This is a genomic window from Pantoea sp. Cy-639 (assembly GCF_011752525.1).
Classification (GTDB): Bacteria; Pseudomonadota; Gammaproteobacteria; order Pseudomonadales; family Pseudomonadaceae; genus Aquipseudomonas.
The window spans coordinates 1-21,582 of the sequence record NZ_VWXI01000023.1 but is presented as its reverse complement, the minus strand read 5'-3'; the positions used below and the strand labels follow the sequence as shown (position 1 = coordinate 21,582).

At 67.0% G+C, this 21,582-nt stretch carries 21 protein-coding genes; 15 read left to right on the top strand and 6 right to left on the bottom strand.

Annotation, left to right across the window (positions count from 1 at the left end; all coding sequences use genetic code 11):
- The first annotated feature begins 82 nt into the window (after nt 1-82).
- The 4 genes from glcD to F3J43_RS22055 are packed head-to-tail and all read left to right on the top strand — an operon-like array spanning nt 83 to nt 4,271.
- On the top strand, nt 83-1,582 hold the full coding sequence (gene glcD / locus F3J43_RS22070) for a glycolate oxidase subunit GlcD (protein WP_166892112.1): 1,500 nt from the start codon (nt 83-85) through the stop codon (nt 1,580-1,582).
- Nucleotides 1,582-2,634 carry a glycolate oxidase subunit GlcE gene (glcE, locus tag F3J43_RS22065; protein WP_166892109.1) on the top strand — a complete coding sequence of 351 codons (1,053 nt, stop codon included), beginning with the start codon at nt 1,582-1,584 and terminating at the stop codon, nt 2,632-2,634. Before glcD ends, glcE begins: the two co-directional genes overlap by 1 nt.
- 10 nt (nt 2,635-2,644) lie before the next feature.
- Nucleotides 2,645-3,880, top strand: a complete 1,236-nt coding sequence (glcF, locus tag F3J43_RS22060) for a glycolate oxidase subunit GlcF (RefSeq protein WP_166892106.1) — start codon at nt 2,645-2,647, stop codon at nt 3,878-3,880.
- On the top strand, nt 3,873-4,271 hold the full coding sequence (locus tag F3J43_RS22055) for a heme-binding protein (protein ID WP_166892103.1): 399 nt from the start codon (nt 3,873-3,875) through the stop codon (nt 4,269-4,271). Before glcF ends, F3J43_RS22055 begins: the two co-directional genes overlap by 8 nt.
- A gap of 23 nt (nt 4,272-4,294) precedes the next feature.
- Here the strand turns inward: F3J43_RS22055 and F3J43_RS22050 are convergent, their stop codons facing one another.
- Complete coding sequence (locus tag F3J43_RS22050) at nt 4,295-4,876, bottom strand: flavin reductase family protein (RefSeq protein WP_166892100.1); 582 nt, start codon at nt 4,874-4,876, stop codon at nt 4,295-4,297.
- A 261-nt stretch (nt 4,877-5,137) separates the two neighbouring features.
- Between F3J43_RS22050 and F3J43_RS22045 the strand changes: the two genes are divergently transcribed.
- Nucleotides 5,138-5,476, top strand: a complete 339-nt coding sequence (locus F3J43_RS22045) for a hypothetical protein (protein ID WP_166892097.1) — start codon at nt 5,138-5,140, stop codon at nt 5,474-5,476.
- Nucleotides 5,477-5,742: 266 nt separating this feature from the next.
- Nucleotides 5,743-7,176, top strand: coding sequence for a MocR-like pyridoxine biosynthesis transcription factor PdxR (pdxR, locus tag F3J43_RS22040; RefSeq protein ID WP_166892094.1), 1,434 nt, complete (start codon nt 5,743-5,745; stop codon nt 7,174-7,176).
- Here pdxR and F3J43_RS22035 read toward each other — a convergent pair.
- Together F3J43_RS22035 and F3J43_RS22030 are read right to left on the bottom strand one after the other, a co-directional pair.
- Nucleotides 7,169-8,365: a cyanate transporter gene (locus tag F3J43_RS22035; protein ID WP_166892091.1), complete on the bottom strand. Its 1,197-nt coding sequence runs from the start codon at nt 8,363-8,365 to the stop codon at nt 7,169-7,171. The genes pdxR and F3J43_RS22035 overlap by 8 nt on opposite strands.
- Nucleotides 8,362-8,820, bottom strand: a complete 459-nt coding sequence (locus tag F3J43_RS22030; protein ID WP_166892087.1) for a nucleoside deaminase — start codon at nt 8,818-8,820, stop codon at nt 8,362-8,364. Before F3J43_RS22030 ends, F3J43_RS22035 begins: the two co-directional genes overlap by 4 nt.
- Before the next feature lie 195 nt (nt 8,821-9,015).
- Between F3J43_RS22030 and F3J43_RS22025 the strand changes: the two genes are divergently transcribed.
- Entirely contained in the window at nt 9,016-9,453 is a 438-nt protein-coding gene (locus tag F3J43_RS22025; RefSeq protein ID WP_166892084.1) for a carboxymuconolactone decarboxylase family protein, read from the top strand.
- A 54-nt stretch (nt 9,454-9,507) separates the two neighbouring features.
- On the opposite strand, the gene F3J43_RS22020 is transcribed toward F3J43_RS22025, so the two are convergent.
- On the bottom strand, nt 9,508-10,524 hold the full coding sequence (locus tag F3J43_RS22020) for an AraC family transcriptional regulator (protein WP_166892081.1): 1,017 nt from the start codon (nt 10,522-10,524) through the stop codon (nt 9,508-9,510).
- A gap of 181 nt (nt 10,525-10,705) precedes the next feature.
- Between F3J43_RS22020 and F3J43_RS22015 the strand changes: the two genes are divergently transcribed.
- The 3 genes from F3J43_RS22015 to F3J43_RS22005 are packed head-to-tail and all read left to right on the top strand — an operon-like array spanning nt 10,706 to nt 13,348.
- A complete protein-coding gene (locus F3J43_RS22015) occupies nt 10,706-11,890 on the top strand; it encodes an acetyl-CoA C-acyltransferase family protein (protein ID WP_166892078.1) in 1,185 nt (394 codons plus the stop codon).
- 12 nt (nt 11,891-11,902) lie between these two features.
- On the top strand, nt 11,903-12,751 hold the full coding sequence (locus tag F3J43_RS22010) for a 3-hydroxybutyryl-CoA dehydrogenase (RefSeq protein WP_166892075.1): 849 nt from the start codon (nt 11,903-11,905) through the stop codon (nt 12,749-12,751).
- Nucleotides 12,752-12,760: 9 nt separating this feature from the next.
- Nucleotides 12,761-13,348: a TetR/AcrR family transcriptional regulator gene (locus F3J43_RS22005; protein ID WP_166892072.1), complete on the top strand. Its 588-nt coding sequence runs from the start codon at nt 12,761-12,763 to the stop codon at nt 13,346-13,348.
- A 164-nt stretch (nt 13,349-13,512) separates the two neighbouring features.
- Here the strand turns inward: F3J43_RS22005 and F3J43_RS22000 are convergent, their stop codons facing one another.
- Entirely contained in the window at nt 13,513-14,265 is a 753-nt protein-coding gene (locus F3J43_RS22000; protein WP_166892069.1) for a sulfite exporter TauE/SafE family protein, read from the bottom strand.
- A 152-nt stretch (nt 14,266-14,417) separates the two neighbouring features.
- On the opposite strand from F3J43_RS22000, the gene F3J43_RS21995 reads away from it, so the two are divergent.
- The 4 genes from F3J43_RS21995 (at nt 14,418) to F3J43_RS21980 (ending at nt 20,105) form a co-directional block, all read left to right on the top strand.
- Nucleotides 14,418-14,582 (top strand): hypothetical protein, encoded by a 165-nt coding sequence (locus F3J43_RS21995; RefSeq protein ID WP_166892066.1) that lies wholly within the window; start codon nt 14,418-14,420, stop codon nt 14,580-14,582.
- A 78-nt stretch (nt 14,583-14,660) separates the two neighbouring features.
- On the top strand, nt 14,661-17,885 hold the full coding sequence (locus tag F3J43_RS21990) for a DEAD/DEAH box helicase (RefSeq protein WP_166892063.1): 3,225 nt from the start codon (nt 14,661-14,663) through the stop codon (nt 17,883-17,885).
- 114 nt (nt 17,886-17,999) lie between these two features.
- Nucleotides 18,000-19,277 (top strand): bifunctional O-acetylhomoserine aminocarboxypropyltransferase/cysteine synthase, encoded by a 1,278-nt coding sequence (locus F3J43_RS21985; RefSeq protein ID WP_166892060.1) that lies wholly within the window; start codon nt 18,000-18,002, stop codon nt 19,275-19,277.
- 63 nt (nt 19,278-19,340) lie between these two features.
- On the top strand, nt 19,341-20,105 hold the full coding sequence (locus F3J43_RS21980; RefSeq protein ID WP_166892057.1) for a hypothetical protein: 765 nt from the start codon (nt 19,341-19,343) through the stop codon (nt 20,103-20,105).
- A 140-nt stretch (nt 20,106-20,245) separates the two neighbouring features.
- Here the strand turns inward: F3J43_RS21980 and F3J43_RS21975 are convergent, their stop codons facing one another.
- Nucleotides 20,246-20,548 carry a DUF3077 domain-containing protein gene (locus tag F3J43_RS21975; RefSeq protein ID WP_166892054.1) on the bottom strand — a complete coding sequence of 101 codons (303 nt, stop codon included), beginning with the start codon at nt 20,546-20,548 and terminating at the stop codon, nt 20,246-20,248.
- Between the two features lie 446 nt (nt 20,549-20,994).
- Between F3J43_RS21975 and F3J43_RS21970 the strand changes: the two genes are divergently transcribed.
- Nucleotides 20,995-21,582, top strand: a 588-nt coding sequence (locus F3J43_RS21970; RefSeq protein WP_205298033.1) for a cache domain-containing protein, incomplete at its 3' end; no start/stop codon positions are given.

Here is a 21,582-nt window from a genome sequence, read left to right as displayed (position 1 = left end):
CAGTCTGCCCAAGTGATCGCCCTGCCGGAAACGGGTCGCCCGGCGCCCCGTCGACAACAACAAGATGCCGCGAGAGAGCCACATGAACATCCTCTACGACGAGCGTGTCGATGGACCGCTGCCCACCGTGGACCAGGCCGCGCTGCTGACGGCCCTGCGCGAAGCCTTGCCCGACCTGGCGCTGTTGCACCATCAGGAAGACCTCAAGCCCTATGAATGCGACGGCCTCTCGGCCTACCGCACAGTGCCGCTGCTGGTGGCGCTGCCCGAACGCCTGGAACAGGTCCAGACCCTGCTCAGGCTCTGCCATGCGCGTGGCGTGCCGGTGGTGGCCCGGGGTGCCGGCACCGGCCTGTCCGGCGGCGCCCTGCCGCTGCGCCAGGGCGTGTTGCTGGTGATGGCGCGCTTCAACCGTATCCTGGAGGTCAACGCCCAGGGCCGTTACGCCCGGGTCCAGCCCGGCGTGCGCAACCTGGCCATCTCCCAGGCCGCAGCGCCCCATGGCCTGTACTACGCACCGGACCCGTCGTCGCAGATCGCCTGTTCGATCGGCGGCAATGTCGCCGAGAACGCCGGTGGCGTGCACTGCCTCAAGTACGGCCTGACCGTGCACAACCTGCTCAAGGTCGAGGTACTCAGCGCCGAAGGCGAACGGCTGGTGCTCGGCGGCGATGCCCTCGACAGCCCCGGTTTCGACTTGCTGGCATTGTTCACCGGCTCCGAAGGCATGCTCGGCATCGTCACCGAGGTGACCGTCAAGCTGCTGCCCAGGCCACAGGTGGCGCGGGTGCTGCTGGCCAGCTTCGCCAGTGTCGAGGAGGCCGGCCGCGCGGTAGCCGAGATCATCGGCGCCGGCATCATCCCCGCCGGCCTGGAGATGATGGACAACCTGGCGATCCGCGCCGCCGAGGACTTCATCCACGCGGGTTACCCAGTGGATGCGGCGGCGATCCTGCTGTGCGAGCTCGACGGCGTCGAGGCGGATGTGCAGGAGGACTGCGCACAGGTCGAGGCCCTGTTGCGCCAGGCCGGCGCAAACCAGGTGCGCCTGGCGTGCGACGAGGCCGAGCGCGTGCGCTTCTGGGCCGGGCGCAAGAATGCCTTCCCCGCCGTGGGGCGCCTGTCACCGGACTACTACTGCATGGACGGCACCATCCCCCGCCGCGAATTGCCACGGGTGCTCAAGGGCATCGCCGAGTTGTCCGCGCAGTACGGCCTGCGGGTGGCCAACGTGTTCCATGCCGGCGATGGCAACATGCACCCACTGATCCTGTTCGACGCCAACCTGCCTGGCGAGCTGGAACGGGCCGAAGCCCTCGGCGGCAAGATCCTCGAACTGTGCGTGGCAGTGGGCGGCAGCATCACCGGCGAGCACGGCGTGGGCCGCGAGAAGATCAACCAGATGTGCGCGCAGTTCAACCGCGACGAAATCACCCTGTTCCACGCGGTCAAGGCCGCCTTCGACCCCAGCGGCCTGCTCAACCCCGGCAAGAACATCCCCACCCTGCAGCGCTGCGCCGAGTTCGGCGCCCTGCACGTGCACCACGGGCAACTGCCCTTCCCCGACCTGGAGCGCTTCTGATGAACCCGGACCGCGACCTCGGCCAGGACCTGCTGGAGCAGGTCAACCAGGCCCTGAGCCTGGGCACGCCACTGCGCATCCAGGGCGGCGGCAGCAAGGCCATGCTCGGCCGCCCGGTGGCCGGCGAGATCATCGACACCCGCGGCCACCGCGGCATCGTCAGCTACGACCCGACCGAACTGGTGCTCAGCGCCCGCGCCGGCACGCCGCTGCGCGAAGTCGAAGCCGTGCTGCACGCGGCCGGGCAGATGCTGCCCTGCGAGCCGCCACACCTGGGGCCCGAGGCCACCCTCGGCGGCATGGTCGCCGCCGGTCTGTCCGGGCCGCGCCGCCCCTGGGCCGGCGCGGTGCGCGACGGGGTGCTGGGCTGTCGCCTGATCAGCGGCCACGGCACGTTGCTGCGCTTTGGCGGCGAGGTGATGAAGAACGTGGCCGGCTACGACGTCTCTCGCCTGATGGCTGGCAGTTTCGGCTGCCTGGGCCTGCTCACCGAGGTGTCGCTGAAAGTGCTGCCACGACCACGCCAGTGCCACAGCCTGCGCCTGGAACTGGACGCCCGCCAGGCACTCGCCGAACTGGCCGAGTGGGGCCAGCAGCCCCTGCCGATCAGCGCCGCCTGTCACGACGGCACGGCGCTGCACCTGCGCCTGGAAGGTGGCGAAGGCTCGGTGCGCTCGGCCTGCGAACGGCTCGGCGGCGACACGCTGGACAGCACGTTCTGGAGCGACCTGCGCGAGCAGCGCCTGAGCTTTTTCGACGACCCCGCCCCGCTGTGGCGCCTGTCAGTGCCGCTGGCCTGTGGTCCGCTCGCCCTGCCGGGCCGACAATTGCTCGACTGGGGCGGCGCACAGCGCTGGCTGAAATCCTACGCACCCGCTTCGCAGATCCGCGAACAGGCGGCCAAGGCCGGTGGCCATGCCACGGCCTACGCTCCCGGCGATGACAGCAGCCCTGCGCTGCCCGCCGCACTGATGCGCTATCACCGTGCCCTGAAACAGCAACTCGACCCCCAGGGCATCTTCAACCCTGGCCGCCTGTACCCGGACCTGTGAGCCCATCGCCATGCAAACCCATCTCAGCGACGCCGCCCGCCAACTGCCCCGCGCCGACGAGGCCGAACGCATCCTGCGCAGTTGCGTGCATTGTGGTTTCTGCACCGCCACCTGTCCCACCTACCAGTTGCTCGGCGACGAACTGGACGGCCCACGCGGACGCATCTACCTGATCAAGCAGGTGCTCGAGGGCCAGCCGGTCAGCGCCAGCACCCAGCAGCATCTGGACCGCTGCCTGAGCTGTCGCAACTGCGAGACCACCTGCCCTTCGGGAGTGAGGTACCACGACCTGCTCGACATTGGCCGCGCCGAGGTCGACCGCCAGGTGCCTCGTCCCCTGGGCCAACGCCTGCTGCGTGGCGGCCTGCGGGCCGTGGTGCCCCAACCTGCGGCGTTGCAGGCACTGGTCCGGGCCGGCCAGGTCCTGCGTCCCCTGTTGCCGGCAGGGCTCAAGGCCAAGCTGCCAGCGACGGTGGCCGCGCCTGGAGCACGCCCGGCGCCGCGCCATGCGCGACGGATCCTGCTGCTCGAGGGCTGCGTACAACAGGCCTTGTCGCCCAATACCAATGCCGCCACCGCGCGCCTGCTCGATCGACTGGGGATCAGTGTCGAAGCGGTGCGCGAGGCCGGTTGCTGCGGCGCCGTGGACTACCACCTGGATGCCCAGGCCCAAGGGCTGGACCGCGCCCGGCGCACCATCGACGCCTGGTGGCCAGCGCTCGAAGCCGGCGTCGAGGCCATCGTGCAGACGGCCAGTGGCTGCGGTGCCTTCATCCGCGACTACGGGCACCTGCTGGCCGACGACCCACGCTATGCCGCCAAGGCGGCGCGGGTCAGCGCGCTGTCCCGCGACCTGGTGCAGGTGCTGCAGGACGAACCGCTGGAACGCCTGGGGCTGTGCGCCGAACAACGTCTGGCGTTCCACTGCCCGTGCACCTTGCAGCATGCACTCAAGCTCGGCGGCGCGGTGGAAGGCGTGCTGGCCCGGCTGGGCTTTCACCTGACGCCGGTGCCCGATGGCCATCTGTGCTGCGGCTCGGCGGGCACCTATTCGCTGACCCAACCGGCACTGGCACGCCAGTTGCGCGACAACCGCCTCAACGCTCTGGAAAGCGGCCAACCACAACTCATCGCCACCGCCAATATCGGTTGCCAGCTTCACCTCGACGGGGCCGGGCGCACCCCGGTGCGACACTGGATCGAAATTGTCGAAGCCGCCCTTGCAACGGAGGTGCCTCATGCATAGCAAAGCCGTACTCGGCCAGGCAGACGTCGCCCGCCTGCTGGCCGCCGCGCGCCAGGAAGCCCTCGACCAGCACTGGGCGGTGACCATCGCCGTGGTCGATGATGGCGGCCACCCACTGCTGCTGGAGCGCCTGGATGGCTGCGCCCCGGCCAGTGCCTACATCGCGCTGGAGAAAGCCCGCAGCGCGGCGCTGGGCCGGAGCGAGACCCGCGACTACGAACAGATGGTCAACGGCGGGCGCACCGCGTTCGTGACCGCCCCCCTGCTGACCAGCCTTGAGGGTGGGGTGCCCTTGCGGGTGGAGGGCCAGGTAGTCGGCGCGATCGGTGTCTCCGGAGTCCGGCCCGAGCAGGATGCCCAGGTGGCCAAGGCCGGCGCCGCGGTGCTTTAGGCCAGTGCTGCTTCGGCTGGGCGCTACTTGTCCGAATCGATCCGCAGCGGCGCGCCGATGGCATAGAAATGCCCCCCGGCCACGTAGTGCAGACTGCGCCATTGCGGATCGGCATGCTCGTAGGCCCAGTGCCCGTCACGGAACACCCGGTCATCGGCCCAGGCCGCGACCACCTCGCCGATGAACAGGTCGTAGGTCTGCTGGTTGTGCGGCTCGTCGATCAGCCGGCACATCAGCCAGGCCGAGCAACCGTCCACCAGCGGTGCCGGGAAATCCCCGACCCGCGCCAGTTGCACGCCGATACCGGCCAGTTTGTCCGGCTGGTCGAACAGACTCTGGTTGCCGACCTGGTAGGTCAGTCGGGCCTGGGCCGCATTGGGCACCTGCAACACGAACCAGCCACTGCCCTCGACCAGTTGCCGGGTGCGGGCGGCCTTGTCGAGGACCACGGTGACCTTGGGCGGATCGAAGTCCAGCCCGCAGGCCCACGCGGCGGCCATCACATTGTCGACCCCGGCGTGGCTGGCCGAGACCAGCACGGTCGGTCCATGGTTGAGCAGGCGATAGGCCTTGGTCAGTTCGACCGGCTGGAAATGGCTGTTCATGGGCAGGAACCTCGGCAAGACATGATGGGCATGGCGCAATTCTGCCTCAGCCCCCACACGCCCACCAACACCGGCACATCACTGCCAGGGCTGACGCGGATCAAGACGATGATGAGGGCGCTGCTTGTAATTTCGGAACCCTCCTACCACAAGCACGGAGGCTTCGCGATTGCCGCCCCCGCACCGGTAAAAACATCATTGCGCCCTGGAGCCGTTGAGGCCGCCAACCGCGACCAGCCATCTTCCAGACGAGGCCACGCCATGCCCAGACACCCCCGCACCACCCATCAACTGCGCGACCTCCTGCGCCAACTGCTGGCTCATGAGGTCAGCAACCCGGACGACAATCCGCACCTGTCCGGCGTACGGTTCTTCTGCGCCACCGACGAGCGTACCCGCCAGTTGATCGAGAAAGTCGAGCTGCTCGCCAGCGAGGCATTCTTCGACGACAGCGGCCGGGCCATCCCCGCGCGCATGCGCGATGCTGCGGTGGACGGCGTCTGCATCAAGCAGAAGCGCAAGGCCTGCGCCGACGAGACAGTGATTCGTATCGCCCTGCCGGAAAAGGGCTACATCACCATCAGCACAGCCAGGCTCTGATTGCTCCTGGGTGCCCTTTCCCGCCCCATCGCTGGCTGCGCCAGCTCCCACGGTGACAGCCCGATGACGCCGTAGGCGGTGCTCCCCGGGAAAGGGCTATATCACTATCAGCACAAGTCAGCACAAGCCATGCCCGATGACGCCGCAAGGCCCGCCAGAATGGTCGTGGGAGCTGGCGCAGCCAGCGATGGAGCGAGGCTCCCCGCTTGCAGCTTCCCCGCCAAACCCCGAAGCTTTACCCCTCTCCGTGTTTCGGACACTGCCCGATGGAACTGCATATCCGCCTCGAGGGCCGCAAAGGCCTCGCCGACCAGCTCTACCAGCAACTGCGCGCCGGTATCGACAGCGGCCACCTCGCCGCCGGCACGCAACTGCCGCCCACGCGTCTGCTCGCCGAACAACTCGGCATCTCACGCAAGACCGTGGCCGAAGCCTATTCGCGCCTGACCTACGACAACCTGCTCAGCGGCGTGGTCGGCCGTGGCACCTTCATCACCCCGCGCAGGCCGCTCCAGCCCGAGAGCGCCGAGCCCCTCCCCCTGGCTGCCGCCGACACCCTGGAACGCTGGCGCCAGCGCGCCACCGTGCTTGGCCGACGCACACTGGACGCACCCTCGCGCTACGACTTCGTCGGCGGAGCCTCGAGCAAGGCGCAGTTCCCCTACGACCAGTGGCGCACCTGCCTGCAATACGCCCTGCGCCGCAGCCAGCGCCACACCGAGCGGCAGTTCTCGTCCCAGGGCCTGCCTGAGCTGCGCGAGGCCATCGCCCACCACATCGCCTTCGCCCGCGGAGTGCACTGCGCCGCCGCCGATGTGCTGGTGTGCAACGGCGCCCAGCAAGCCCTGGACCTGATTGCCCGGGTGCTGGTCGAACCCGGCTGCAAGGTGGCCATGGAAGATCCCGGCTACCCTCCGGCGCGCCAGTTGTTCCTGGCCCTGGGCGCGCAACTGCAGGCGGTGCCGGTGGACGACCAGGGCCTGTGCGTCGAACAGATCGAGCCTGGCACCCGGCTGATCTACGTCACCCCCTCGCACCAGTTCCCGCTGGGCATGCCCATGGGCGAGCAGCGGCGCCAGGCGCTACTGACGCGGGCCGCCGAACTGGGAGCGCTGATCATCGAGGACGACTACGACTGCGAGTTCCGCTACCAGGGGCCGGCCGCCGAAGCGCTGCAACGCCTGGACCGGCACGGCCTGGTGGCCTATGTGGGGACGTTCTCCAAGACCCTGCTGCCGGAGTTGCGCCTGGGCTACGCCATACTGCCAGCGGCCGTGCTGCAAGCTGCCTGCGTGGCCAAGCACCTGACCGACTGGCACAGCCCGAGCCTGCAGCAGTGGGCGCTGGCGCGGTTCATCGGCGAAGGCCACCTGAACAAGCACATACGCCGCTGCCACGAGGTCTACAGCGCCCGCCGGGAGCGGATCCTGGCGCGCCTGGACAGCGACCTGGCACCCTGGCTGCGCGCGGTGCCCGCCAGCGCCGGCTTCCACCTGAGCGCCCTGGCCGAACCCGCAGTGGATGTGGAACTGCTGGTCAACCTGGCACGCAAGGTCGAAGTGGGGTTGTATTCGCTGGCACCGTTCTTCAGCCAGGCCCCGGTACGACCGGGGCTGCTGCTGGGCTTCGGCGCCATCGAGCTGCTGGATATCGACCCGGCGCTGGACCGGGTCCGCGATACCCTGCAGCGCCTCAGCTGAGCGACGCGGCGGCGCCGCTCGAGGCCGGCCGGGCGATGGCCTTGGCATAGCCGCGCGGCGCGAAGCACACCGTCACCAGCAACATCGCCACCACCGTGCAGGTGAGCAGCGTCCAGGATGCCTGGAAATCGCCGCTGACATCGCGCAACCAGCCGGTGATGTACGGCACGATGCCTGTGATGATGAAGCCCACGCCCTGGACGAAGGACGCCAGGCTGCCGGCCTCGGCCGGTGTGCGCAGGTGCTCCAGGGTCAGCGTCAGGCTGAGGCTGAAGCAGGCCCCCAGGCCCAGGCCGATCATCGCCACCCACAGGCCCATGGCCGTGGCCGGCGCCAGCAGCAGGCCGAGGAAGCCGCCCAACTGGATCAGCAACGCCAGCCACAACCCCGGCCGACGGTCGGCCAGGCGGCGCAGCAACAGGGGCAACCCCAGGGCGCCAGTGACCTGGAAGATAGTCATCAGGCCAACCAGCTCACCGCCGCCCTGGGCCGTGCCGCCATGCTCCAGGTGATAGGCCGGCAGCCAGGCCACCATGCTGGTGTAGCCGCCGTTGATCAGACCGAAGTACAGCGCCAGCAGCCAGGCACGGCGGTTGCCGAACCAATGGCCGCCCGCAGCCCCGCCGAGCTTGGGCGTGTCCTGGCGTGGCCGCAGGACGACCCAGGCCAGCACCGCCAGCAGGGCCGGCAAGGCCCAGACGCCCAGGCCCATCTGCCAGCGACCGGTATAGGCGGTGATCGATGGCCCCAGCACCGCCGCCAGGCCGCCACCACTCATCAGCGCCGCCGAGTACAGGCCCATGGTCGCCGCCAGACGGGTCGGGAACCAGCGGTTGACCAACCCCGGCATCATGCCCTGCACCACCGCCACACCCAGGCCTGCGACCACGGCGCTGGCGATCAACGCCCAGGCGCTGTCCAGTTGCAGGCGCCACAGGCAGGCCGCGGCAATGGCCGCCAGCCCGCCGAGCATGCCGCCATGCTCGCTCAACCAGCGTCGCAGCCAGGGCTGCAGCAACGGGATCAGTCCCATGCACAGCACCGGCAAGGCGGTCAGCAGGGCCGCCTGCTGGTAGCCCAGCCCGGTGCTCTGGCGCATCGGTTCCAGCAGGGGGCCAATGCTGGTGAGCATCGGCCGCAGGTTCAGCGCCAGCAGCACCACCAGCAGCAGGTTCAGTGCGCCTCTCATGCCTGGCCGGCCTGTTTCCACTCGGCGTACAAGCCCGACTCGCCAGTAGGCTTCAGCGGACGCAGGGGCAGGCTCTGCTGCTGCGGCGGGCGTGCCATCTGCGTATAGACCGCGGCGGTGGACAGGCCATAGGGCTCGCCTTCGTCGTTGTCATAGGCGAACCAGGCGCGCTCGATGCCGCACAGGTGCATGGCCGCCAGGCACATCGGGCACGGATGGCCGCTGGCGTAGATCTCGGCGCCGTCCAGCCGCGCGCGGCCCAAGGCCTGGGCGGCCTGGCGAATGGCCTGCAGTTCGGCGTGGGCTGTCGGGTCCTGGGTGCTGTGGATCTCGTTGACGGCGCGGGCGATCACCTGGCCCTGGTACACCAGCACCGCGCCGAAAGGCCGGCCACCGGCCTGGATGTTGGCACGGGCCAGGTCGATGGCCTCGCGCATGAAGCGTTGTTCCGACATGAATCGGTTCTCCTGTGAAGACCGGGTCATTATCCCGACTCCATCGCCTGGGCAGAAATGAAGAGATTGGATGCACATCAGTGGATGGCTGAATGGGGCATTGGCCTCCCGGCAAAGTGCGCGATTGGCTATTCGATCTGGTGCGGCCCGGCGCTAAGGTAGCGCCACGTTCCCTTTGCTCACTGGAGATTCACCATGCATGACCGTATCGAATGGGCCCGCCAGGCACCTGAAGCCTACAAGGCCATGGTTGGCCTCGAGCAGGCGCTGATCAACTCGGGGCTGGAGCATTCGCTGCTCGAACTGGTGCGTTTGCGCGCCTCGCAGATCAACGGCTGCGCCTACTGCGTCAACCTGCACGCCAACGACGCCCGCAAGGCCGGCGAGAGCGAAGCGCGTCTGCAGACCCTGAGCGTATGGCGCGAGACCCGCTATTTCACCCCGCGCGAACGCGCCGCCCTGGCCTGGGTCGACAGCCTCACCCGCCTGCCCGAGCGTGGCGCCCCGCAATCTGAATACGAAGCGCTGCTGGAGCATTTCAGCGCGCAGGAAGTGGCCAACCTGACCCTGGCCATCGCCACCATCAACGCCTGGAACCGCTTTGGCGTAGGGTTTGCGATGGTGCCAGCGTAGGGCCGGCGATGGTGGCCTGAGCGACTCCCGGCCCATCGCCGGCAACGCCGGCTCCTACAGGGCCGTTGGCGCTCGCCTGGCCCGGTAGCTCCCCGGGCTCTGCCCGGTCCACTTCTTGAACGCCCGGTGAAATGCGCTGGGCTCCTGGAACCCCGTCTGCCCGGCGATCTCGGCGACGCTCAGGCGTCCTTCGCGCAACAGCTCGAAGGCAATGGCCCGGCGTACTTCGTCCTTGACCTGCTGGTACGAGCGTCCTTCGCGCTCCAATTGACGGCGAAAACTGCTGGCACTGAGCTGCTGACGCTCGGCCATCGCCGTCAACGTCGGCCATTGCCCGTACTGCCGCGCCCTCAGGTGCCGATACACCTGCGCCACCAGGCCGTTCTGGTGACGAAAGCGAATCACCAGCCCCTGGGGTGCCGTGCGCAGGAAGGTCTTCAACGCTGCCAGGTCCTGCACCACCGGCAGTCGCAGCCAGGCGCTGTCGAACTCTACTTCGGTACGCCCACTGCCCAGGCGCACGTCCGGCCCCCACAACAGCGCATCGTCCTCCTGGGCCGGCCGAGCCAGGGCCAGCTCGGTGCGGTCGATGGCGATGCGCCGCCCGGCCAGCCAGCACAGCAGGCCGATCACCAGCACCAGGTAGGTTTCCTCGGCGTAGACCCGGGTCAGCGGGTCGGCGATCTGCGAACGCACGCTGATCACCGCGCGGCCACCACGCTGGCTGAAACTTCCCTGCAGATCACGCAGGAACAGGCCGAAACTGCCCAGGCACTGGCGCAGCGCCTTCTCCAGGTTCGGCTCCTGGATCAGCCCGCGGCAGATCAGTGCGAAGCTGCCCAGCGGCATGCCATGGCTGTCGAGCTGGAAGAACTCATCGCCAAGTTCGCCGATCAGCGCCAGCCACAACTGGGCGAAGGCCTTGGCCGGCACCCGCGCCTGGGGCTGAACCAGCACCTGCGGGTCGATGCCCACCGCGCGCAGCTGGGCGTCGCGTGCCTGCGGCCGATCACGCAGGGCATGCAGCATGGCGTTGAGAAAGTACACCGCGACCGTGTCGCTATCGCGCATGGCAGAAGTCCGCTGTCTATGCTGAGTGGCAAAAAATGCCAGGTTGCCTGAGCAGATCCGGCATAGGCCGCTTCCAGGCCTTTGCCTAGACTCGATCAACCCCAGGGGTTGCAGAAAAGTGCGGCGGCCATTCTCGCAGAGCTGTCGCCGCCCCGCCACGCCTTCGCACACGGAGCCTCCCATGAGCAGCACAGAAATCTATGTCGTCAGCGCGGTACGTTCGGCCATCGGCAGCTTTGGCGGTTCGCTCAAGGACCTGCCGCTGGCCGATCTCGCCACCCAGGTGGCCCGCGCCGCCATCGCCCGTTCGGGCGTCGAGGCCGCGCAGATCGGCCATGTGGTCATGGGCAACGTGATCCCCACCGAACCGCGGGACGCCTACCTCGGCCGGGTCGCGGCGATGAACGCCGGCATCCCCAAGGAAACCCCGGCCTTCAGCGTCAACCGCCTGTGCGGCTCGGGCCTGCAGGCCATCGTCTCGGCCGCCCAGGGCCTGCTGCTGGGTGACAGCGACATCGCCCTGGCCGCCGGCGCCGAAGCCATGAGCCGCGGTCCCTACCTGCTGCCCCAGGCCCGTTGGGGCGCGCGCATGGGCGACCTGCAAGGCATCGATTACATGGTCGGCATCCTCCAGGACCCGTTCGAGCACTTCCACATGGGCATCACCGCCGAGAATGTCGCCGAGGCCCACGGCATCAGCCGCCAGATGCAGGACGAAGTGGCCCTGACCAGCCAGCGCCGCGCCGCCCGCGCCTTGGCCGAGGGCCGCTTCGACGGCCAGATCGTGCCGATCGAGATCAAGACCCGCAAAGGCGTCGTGCAGTTCGCCATCGACGAGAACGTGCGTGCCGACGCCAGCGCCGAACAACTGGCGGCGATGAAGCCGGTGTTCAAGAAAGACGGCAGCGTCACCGCCGGCAACGCCAGCAGCATCAACGATGGTGCCGCCGGCCTGGTCCTGGCCACCGGCGACGCCGTGCGCCGCCTGGGCCTGAAGCCGCTGGCGCGGCTGGTGGCCTACGCCCACGCCGGGGTCGAGCCGGCGCTGATGGGGCTGGGTCCGATCCCGGCCACCCAGAAAGTGCTGGAAAAAGCCGGCCTGAAGGTCGCCGACCTGGATGTGATCGAGTCCAACGAAGCCTTCGCCTCCCAGGCCTGTGCCGTGGCCCGTGCCCTGGGCTTCGACCCGGAGAAGGTCAACCCCAACGGCTCGGGAATTTCCCTCGGCCACCCGGTAGGCGCCACCGGCGCGATCATCGCCACCAAGGCCATCCATGAACTGCAACGTGTCCAGGGCCGCTACGCCCTGGCCACCATGTGCATCGGCGGCGGCCAAGGGATCGCTGTCGTCTTCGAACGCGTTTAAGGAGCACCCCGCATGACTATCGAACAGATCGCCGTGATCGGCGCCGGCACCATGGGCAACGGTATCGCCCAGGTGTGCGCGACCGCCGGCTACCAGGTATTGCTGGTGGACGTTTCCGACGCTGCCCTGGAGCGCGGCGTAACCACCCTGACCAAGAACCTCGAACGCCAGGTCAACAAGGGCACCCTCGACGCCGAACGCGCCGAGGCGGCCAAGGGGCGCATCCGCACCAGCACCGACTACGCCCAGCTGGCCGCTGCGCAACTGGTGATCGAGGCGGCTACCGAGAACCTGGCGCTCAAGCAGCGCATCCTGCAGCAGGTAGCCGCCAGCGTGAGCGCCGACTGCCTGATCGCCACCAACACCTCGTCGCTGTCGGTGACCCAGTTGGCCGCCAGCATCGAGCACCCCGAGCGCTTCATCGGCGTGCACTTCTTCAATCCGGTGCCGATGATGGCGCTGGTCGAAATCATCCGTGGCCTGCAGACCAGCGACGCAACCTACGCCCAGGCCCTGCTGGTGACCGAGAAGCTCGGCAAGACACCGATCACCGCCGGCAACCGTCCGGGCTTCGTGGTCAACCGCATCCTGGTGCCGATGATCAACGAGGCGATCTTCGTGCGCCAGGAAGGCCTGGCCAGCGCCGAGGACATCGACACCGGCATGCGCCTGGGCTGCAACCAGCCGATCGGCCCCCTGGCCCTGGCCGACCTGGTCGGCCTGGACACCCTGCTGGCGATCATGGAGGCCTTCCACGAGGGCTTCAACGACAGCAAATACCGCCCCGCCCCGCTGCTCAAGGAGATGGTCGCGGCCGGCTACCTGGGCCGCAAGAGCGGCCGCGGCTTCTTCAGCTACTGAGGCCGCGCCATGCCCCCGGTCAACGCGGCGCTGCGCTGCGCCAACTTCGAGGAACGCCGCGACAGGGCCATGGCCCTGTTCGCCGAGAAAGGCTTCGGCCAGGTCAGCATGCGTGAGCTGGCGGCGCACGTCGGCCTGACCGCAGGCTCGCTGTACCACCATTTCCCGAGCAAGCAGGACCTGCTGTACGACCTGATCGAGGAGCTCTACGAGGAGTTGCTGGCGACCCTGGACCAGGGCCGCCGGGCCCTGGCCCGAGGCAAGCCGGTACTGGCCTGCCTGATTGCCGCGCACTGGCAGTTGCATGGCGAACGGCCGTTGCAGTTTCGCCTGGCCGAACGCGACTTCTGTTGCCTGAGCGAGGCCCAGCAGGCACGCCTGCTGGCCTTGCGCGAGCGTTACGAGAGCGGTCTGCTGCGTCTGATCGCGCCGCAGGCGAAACTGACCGGCGAAGCCCTGACGGCCACCGGGCAGGTGTTGGCGGCCCAGCTCAACCAACTGCCCGGCCTGCTGCGCGAACGCACGCTCAGCGAGGCCGACGGCCTGGCACTGATGGAAAGCCTGGTACTGGGCGGTATCGAGCGTACGCTGGGCTAGCCGCTCCGTTCACTCCCTGCTACTACCTGCAAAGCCTGATCGCTGATTGGTGCTGCCGGCACCTGGACGTGGAAACAAGCCTGCCCCGCGATACCGGCAAAGCCGGTGCCATCCATCGCGGGGCAAGGCCTGTTCCCACACTGCCCCTCAAGGCATAGCCGCCCTCACAGCACGTCCCGTGCCAGCAACCCCGGCACCGCCACTACCAGCATCGCCACTCCCGACAAGGTCAGCAGCCCCAGTACGATCCGCCGAAACGCCACCTCGCTGATCCCCAGGTACAGACGCGTGCCGAGCAAGGTCGGCAGCGCCATCGCCAGTACCACCACGCCGAACGCCGGCAGCAATGCCACTGTCACCAGGCCGGTGCCCAGGTAGGTAGCCATGGTCACCGCCAGCATCGACAGGTTGAAGTTCTGGATCACCGCCCGCTGCTGGTCGCGCTCGAAACCGCGCAAGGTGCACCACAAGGTCGGCACCGTGCCGGTGAACCCGCCGATCCCTCCCAGCACCCCGCCCACCATCCCCACCGCGCCATCGGCCAGGCGCCCGCCACGCAGGCGCGGCAGGCGTGGTGCCAGCAACATCAGCGGGCACCACAGCACCAGCAACGTGCCGAACATCGCCTTGAACCAGAGCATGTCCAGGTACGGCAGCCCCCACACGCCCAAGGGAATGCCCGCCAGCCCACCGAGGACGAATGGCCACAACAGCGACCAACTGAAGCCACGGCGCACGCTGAACAACGCAATCAGTTGCCCGGCAAGGCTGCCGAACACCGTGAGCACCGCCGCCACCTGCGGTTCCAGGCTCCAGGCCCAGAACGACATGGCCACCATGCCGAAGGCAAAGCCGGACAGCCCCTGGACGAAACCGGCGACGATGGCACCGAGGGCGATGAGGTAGAGCGAATCCATGATGGCTCCCTGGCGTGGACGGCCAGCCCCTGTCGAGCCTGACCCGTGCAGCATTGCAGCGACTGACGATATCATCGGGCCATCTGTCGCGTTAAGCTCGCGGCCTGCCCCTGCATTCGTGCAGTCCTCCAGAGACCACAAGGAGTTGTCTCATGCCCGATGCCCCCCAGCTGGACAGCTCCCGCCGGATACTGGTCAACCACCTGCAGGGTATGCCTGGCAACGCCCGTGTTCATGTCGAGGCCACCGATGCAGACAAGGGCTCGTTCAGAACAGGTGCCAGCGCCCACAAGATGAGGAAGAGCCGTGGCTCATGATCGCGTCACCGCTCCCACGCTGACTCTTGTCTCGACCGACTGCTCGCAAGGCCGAGTCCCCCGTAATCAAGGATGTCGATGAACCCGTCAAGCATCGTGTACTACTGGCACGCCATCGAACTGTTGCAGCCGCAATCCGTTCCCAAGCTCAACACCCGTGATGAAGACGACATCTATTCGCCGTTCTTCCACGACCTCCTCACCCAGGGTGAACCATTGCCGTGGCAGGCCGGCAGCCCGGTGCAGAAGCAGAAGCTGCCCGAGAAACGCGTCTGGAGCCACAGCGTGTTCGCCCATCTATACGATAGCCTGGCCGTTACCCAGGCCCTGGGCGCGCATTTTGGCGCCAACCAGGGCTACACCGAACCGCAGTCCCGGGAAACCGCCCTGTTCGCCCTGAAGTTCACCGAGGAGGGCGCCCTGGTAGCGGATAGCCTGATCCTGTCCAGCGAGGCCTGGTTCCTCGGCTGCGTGCTCGCCGGGCGAACCTGGACCCATGGTTTCGACAGCGCCCAGGAAGGCGCCCGTCACATGGCCAGCAGCCTGCTCAGCGGCACCGTGACCCACAAGGCGCTGCATGAATTGACGTGCGCGGTCCGGGAACAACTGGGTCTGGAGGAATTCTTCGGTGATGCCCCCTGCCGGCATCGGCTGCGCTCAACACCGATCGACCCCGAAAAGCCCGCCCCCGCGGACGATCCGCTCAACAGCTTCCTGCTCGATGACCTGGTCAAGGTCGCAGCGGCACTGGAGCGTGGCGAATCCAGCAGCGCCCTGGCTCAATACCTGCGTGAGCATGACCCCCAACAGCGGCTGTACCTGGATCATCCGGACGCTTCGCTGCCGATCGTCGAGCGGCTCTATCCGCACAAACTCGCCCCAGGCTGCTGGCCGAGCCGCCATCACCTTGGCCTCGTGCATTCGCAGCAACTGGCCGTCAACAGCCTGCTCGACGAGCTTGGCGACAGCGCAGGCGTCCTGGGAGTCAACGGCCCGCCCGGAACAGGCAAGACCACGCTGTTGCGCGACCTGATCGCTGCCGTGGTAACTCGCCGTGCCGACGTACTTGCCTCGTTCGACAGGGCTTCGCAAGCCTTCGTCAGCAATGGCAGCGAAGACATCAACGATACTGGCCGCAAACAGACAGGCTATCGTCTGAATCCGGCCCTGTTCGGTTTCGAGATCGTCGTGGCGTCCAGCAACAACGTCGCGGTGGAAAACATCACTCTAGAGTTGCCCCAGCTCAAGACCGTCGACGCCTCCTGGCTGGGTGAAATCGACTATTTCGCCGACCTCGCCACTCTGTTGATCGACCAGCAAGCCTGGGGTCTGATCTCCGCGGCCCTGGGCAGCAAGACCAAACGCAAGCAATTCGTCAGCCGCTTCTTCTACGGCGAACCACCGCCCAAGAAGAAGCCTGCACGTGCGGATATCGCCGCCAACGACCTGCAGAGCGCCGATGTGCTGGCCGAGCAGGAGGACAGTTACACTGCCGATATCGACCTGTCCGACAAGCCCACCGGCCCCAAAGGATTCATTGGCTGGTTGACCAATCCTGCCAACAACGTCCCCGAGCAAGAGCGCCAGAGCTGCTGGAAAGCGGCGACAAACCGCTACAACGCCTGCAAAGCTGCCGCCCAGGCACTGTGCGAACAGGTCAACGTCATCAACCAGCACATCGATGGCGTCCACCAACGCCGCTCGGCACTGGCCCGGCAACGTGTCGAGCACGCCAACCACAAGCTGGCCCTGGAACGACTTCAGCTCGACCTGGTCGATCACGAGACCACCCAGCTGATACCTGCCCGGGAGCACTTGCAAAACGCGCTGCAGACCCTCGATGGCCACGCCAGCCAGCAACCTGGCCTATGGCTCAACCTGATCACACTGTGGGGAGCAACCCGCCGCTGGCGTGCACGCCTGACCCGCCTGCGCCAACAGCACCGGCTGTGCGACGACGCTTACGAGACTGCCGTAAAGCAGGACAAGCGCCTGGGCGAACAGGTACAGGATCGCCAGCAGCAGATCGAGACGGCCTGGCAACAGTGCCAGGCGCTGGAGGCAACGCTGTGCAGTGATATCGAGGCCGCTCGCATCCTGGCCACCGCCGGGGGCGCCGAACACGTGCTGGCATGGCTCGAGCACGGCACACTCAATCCTGACGAGGCAATCGAGAAACTCGAACCGTGGCAGCTGGAAGGCTGGCGGCAGGCACGGGCACGCGTGTTCATCGAGGCCCTCCACCTGCACAAGACCCTGTTCCAGATCGAGGCGAAGCGCCTGAGCGCCAACCTCTACTGCATCACCCGACAACTGACCGGCGCCCCGTACCACGGCATTTCCCCTGACCTGGGCCGGTCCATCTGGGCATCGCTATTCATGGTAGTCCCGGTCCTGAGCAGCACGTTCGCCTCGTTCGCCCGTTCCTTCGGCAGCTTCGGTTGCGGCGAGATCGGCTGGCTGCTGGTGGATGAAGCAGGCCAGGCCACTCCCCAGGCGGCCGTGGGCGCCCTCTGGCGTGCGCAGCGTGCCGTGCTGGTGGGCGATCCGCTGCAACTGCCGCCGATCGTGCCAGCATGCGACGCCGTGCTCGAACACATGCGCAAGCACTACCAGGTCGATCCGCACTGGATATGCAATCGCCAATCGGCCCAGTCTCTGGCCGACCTGGCCACGCGCTGGGGCAAGATGCTCGGCCCCAGCCAGGCGCAGACCTGGGTCGGCTTGCCACTGGTGGTCCATCGTCGCTGCGATCGCCCCATGTTCGAGATGGCCAACCGCATCGCCTATGCCGGTGCCATGGTATACGGGACCCATGCCCCTGCCCCCGAAGAGGCCAGCAAGGCCAGCCTGCCAACCGGCTGGCTGCACGTCATCGGCCCCTCGTCGGGCAACAACTGGGTGCGCCAGGAAGGCATCATGCTCAGGCGCCTGCTGGAGCGGCTCACGGTCGACGGCGTGGCGCATCACGAGATCACGGTCATCACACCGTTCCAGGATGTGCGCAGCAAACTCTCGAGCTTCCTGCCCAAGCAGATCGTCTACGGCACCATTCACACCATGCAAGGCAAGGAGGCGCAGATCATCATCCTGATACTTGGAGGCAGCACCGACAACGAAGGTGCACGTGACTGGGCCGTCAGCACACCTAACCTGCTCAACGTCGCCGTCACCCGTGCCAAGCAGCGGCTCTACGTCATCGGCGACTACGATGACTGGAGCCAACGCCAGCAGTTCGAAGACATCATGCCACTGCTGCCGAAACTGCCCTTTGCCATGCCCAGCAATACCCTCAGCGCATGATCCATGGCGCGTGCAGGCCAGGCCCCTGGCCTGCACGCCTCCTGAGCTATTGACCCCCACATGCTCCCCGTTCCATGCTCGAGCGCTTCCATCCCACGCTCAAGGAACGACCGCATGAAGCTGGAAACACTCGCCATCCACGCGGGCTTCAGCCCCGACCCGACCACCCGCGCCGTGGCCGTGCCGATCTACCAGACCACCTCGTTCGCCTTCGACGACACCCAGCACGGCGCCGACCTGTTCGACCTCAAGGTCGCCGGCAACATCTACTCGCGCATCATGAACCCCACCAACGACGTGCTCGAACAGCGCATGGCCGCCCTCGAAGGCGGGGTCGGCGCGTTGGCGGTGGCCTCGGGCATGGCCGCCATCACCTACGCCATCCAGACCGTCGCCGAGGCCGGCGACAACATCGTCTCGGTGGCCAAGCTGTACGGCGGCACCTACAACCTGCTGGCGCACACCCTGCCGCGCATGGGCATCCACACCCGCTTCGCCGCCCACGACGACATCGCCGCCCTCGAGGGGCTGATCGACGCACGCACCAAGGCGGTGTTCTGCGAGTCCATCGGCAATCCGGCCGGCAATATCGTCGACATCGCCGCCCTGGCCGCTGCCGCCCACCGTCACGGCGTGCCGCTGATCGTCGACAACACCGTGGCCACGCCGATCCTCTGCCGGCCGTTCGAGCATGGCGCCGACATCGTCGTACACTCGCTGACCAAGTACATCGGCGGCCACGGCACCAGCATCGGCGGCATCGTCATCGATTCGGGCAAGTTCCCCTGGGGCGACAACAAGGAACGCTTTGCCCTGCTCAATACCCCCGATCCGTCCTACCATGGCGTCACCTACACCGAGGCCTTCGGCCCCGCCGCGTTCATCGGCCGCTGCCGCGTGGTGCCACTGCGCAATACCGGCGCCGCGCTGTCGCCGTTCAACGCCTTCCTGATCCTGCAGGGGCTGGAGACCCTGGCCCTGCGCATGGAGCGCCACACCGAGAACGCGCTGAAGGTCGCCCACTACCTGCAGGCTCACGAACAGGTGGCCTGGGTGAAGTACGCCGGGCTGCCCGACCATCCCGAGCATGAACTGGCCCAGCGCTACACCGGTGGCAAGCCGGCGTCGATCCTGTCGTTCGGCATCAAGGGCGGCCAGGCGGCCGGCGCACGCTTCATCGACGCGTTGCAACTGGTGGTACGCCTGGTCAATATCGGTGACGCCAAGTCGCTGGCCTGCCACCCCGCCTCCACCACTCACCGCCAGCTCAACGACGAAGAACTGGAGAAGGCCGGTGTACCGCGGGACATGGTGCGTCTGTCGATCGGCATCGAGCACAGCGACGACATCATCGCCGACCTGGCCCAGGCGCTGCAGGCCAGCCGTGGCTGATTCATCCGCGCCCTGCCTGATGCCGACGGTGGGCGCCCTTTGTGCAAGCCTGGATATCCTGCAATGACCCTGTTCTACCTGAAGCTTCTGGTTACCCCGCTGCTGATGTGGGCCATTTCCCTCGCTTCACGCCGCTGGGGCGGCCTGCTCGGCGGATTGCTGTCCGGGCTGCCGGTCACCTCGGCGCTGGTGATGACTTTCCTGTGCCTGGAGCAGGGCAGTGCCTTCGCCCTCGGCGCGGTCCCTGGCGCCCTCGGTGGCCTGGCCGCGGTACAGGCCACCTATGCGTTCTACCTGCTGGTCACGCGCCATGCCGGCCTCGCCGTGGCGGTGCCGCTGGCGCTGCTGTTCTATGGTGTGGCGGCCTATGCCTTTACCCACTGGGGTGGACTGTACCTTTCGATTGCGGTGGCCCTGTTGCTGATCGGCCTGCTGATCCGCGCCAGCGGCCGCGAACCGACGCCAGACACCCTCGCCCGCCCTCGCCAACGTTTCTGGGAGATCCCTCTGCGCATGGTTTCCGCCACCAGCCTGCTGATGGCCACCACCGGTTTCGCCAGTTGGCTGGGGCCCGCGGCCAGCGGCATGCTCGCGCCGATACCCGTGATCGCCTGGCCATTGGTGGTGTTCGCCCATGTGCAGGGCGGCCGCGCCGGGATGGCAGTGATGGTGCGTGGCAACGCGATTGGCGCCGTGGGAGTGATTGCGTTCTACCTGACCCTGGCGGGACTGCTCGAGTATCTGGGTCTGGCCATCACCATGACACTCGCGATGGCCTTGGCGGTCGCGTTGACGGTTGCGCTCGCCAGTGCCCTGCGTCGTCCGTGAGTCTGCTCTACGTCTGCAGGGAGGCGATTACCAACTGTTCAACCTGGCGCCCTGAAGCGTTTGCCAGACAGCAGAAAGCCGCTCCTGGGAGCGGCCTTCTGCTGTTTGGTCGACTGGAAAGCTGGCCCTCCTGCCTGGTACTAGCCGTCCTTCCCCTCCTCCTGCGCCTTGACCGGCAATTGTCCATCGATCATCGCCTTGGCCAGCCCGCTGAGGTAGTACGTGGCACGCATCAGCGTCTGCGCTTCGCGCGGCTTGAGCAAGGCCTGTTGCGTGAGCCCGGTGATGACCCCGAGGATCACCGACGTTTCCTGCAACACGTCCCGCGTCGGCAACCCCGGCACTGCTCGTACCCAGTTGCGGATCGAATAGCGTCCCGCTCGCGCCGCCAGGCTGACGACCTTCAACCCGACCTTGTCTTTCGACTCTTCATCCCTGCTCACCCTTCACCCCCTGTTGTGCAAGAACAGCAGCAAGCCCCCCACCTGCCACCGCCCGAATAGAGAAAGTGTCCGCCGCGCCCCGTACCCAGGCCACCGGGCAAGACCGCGCGATCCTTGCGCGGCGCTCTGCCCATCACCCGATCAACCAAGGCGGCCGGGGCACGACGAACAGGGCGAGACTAGAACGTCATGCTCCCGGGCCACAACGGGCCAGACTGGGGAAAAAGCCCCTTTGAGAAATGGACTACATCAATACAAGGAACCAAGTTGTAGGACCTGCAGAAGGTGGCAAGCACAAACCCTGTCAATGAACAACCTGTACCGTTGGACGAAAGTAACGGTTCAAGATTCCTACAGCCGCGGCCGATAATGGAGGCGAGAGTCCCGCCATTGCGTCATGTGCGTGCGATATTCAAAAAAAGAACAATCACCGAAGGTCTCCGAATATGAGCTTGAAATTCCGCCACAAGGTGCTGCTCAGCGCCTGCGGGATCGTGGTATTGGCGTTTGCCTTGTTTGCCCTCTACAACGACTACCTGCAACGCAACACCATCCGCCAGAACATCGAATCCTCCGTCCAGCAGGCCGGCACCCTGACCGCCAGCAGCGTGCAGAACTGGATGAGCGGACGCATCCTGCTCCTCGAGAACCTGGCCCAGGACATCGCCCAGCAAGGCGCCGGCAGCAACGTGCCAGCGCTGGTCGACCAACCGTCCTATACCCAGAACTTCCTGTTCACCTACCTCGGCCAGGCCGACGGGGTGTTCACCCAACGCCCGTTCGTGGAACTGCCCAAAGGCTTCGACCCACGCCAGCGCCCCTGGTACGGCGAAGCTGTCAGCGCCGGTCACACGGTGTTCACCGCCCCCTACCAGGGAACGGTCGGCGGCCTGATGATGAGCATCGTCATGCCGGTCAAGGCCAAGGGCAGCGGCGAGCTGCTCGGCGTGGTCGGCGGCGACCTCAGCCTCAGCACCCTGGTCGACATCATCAACGCCGTCGACTTCGGCGGCATCGGCCACGCCTTCCTGGTC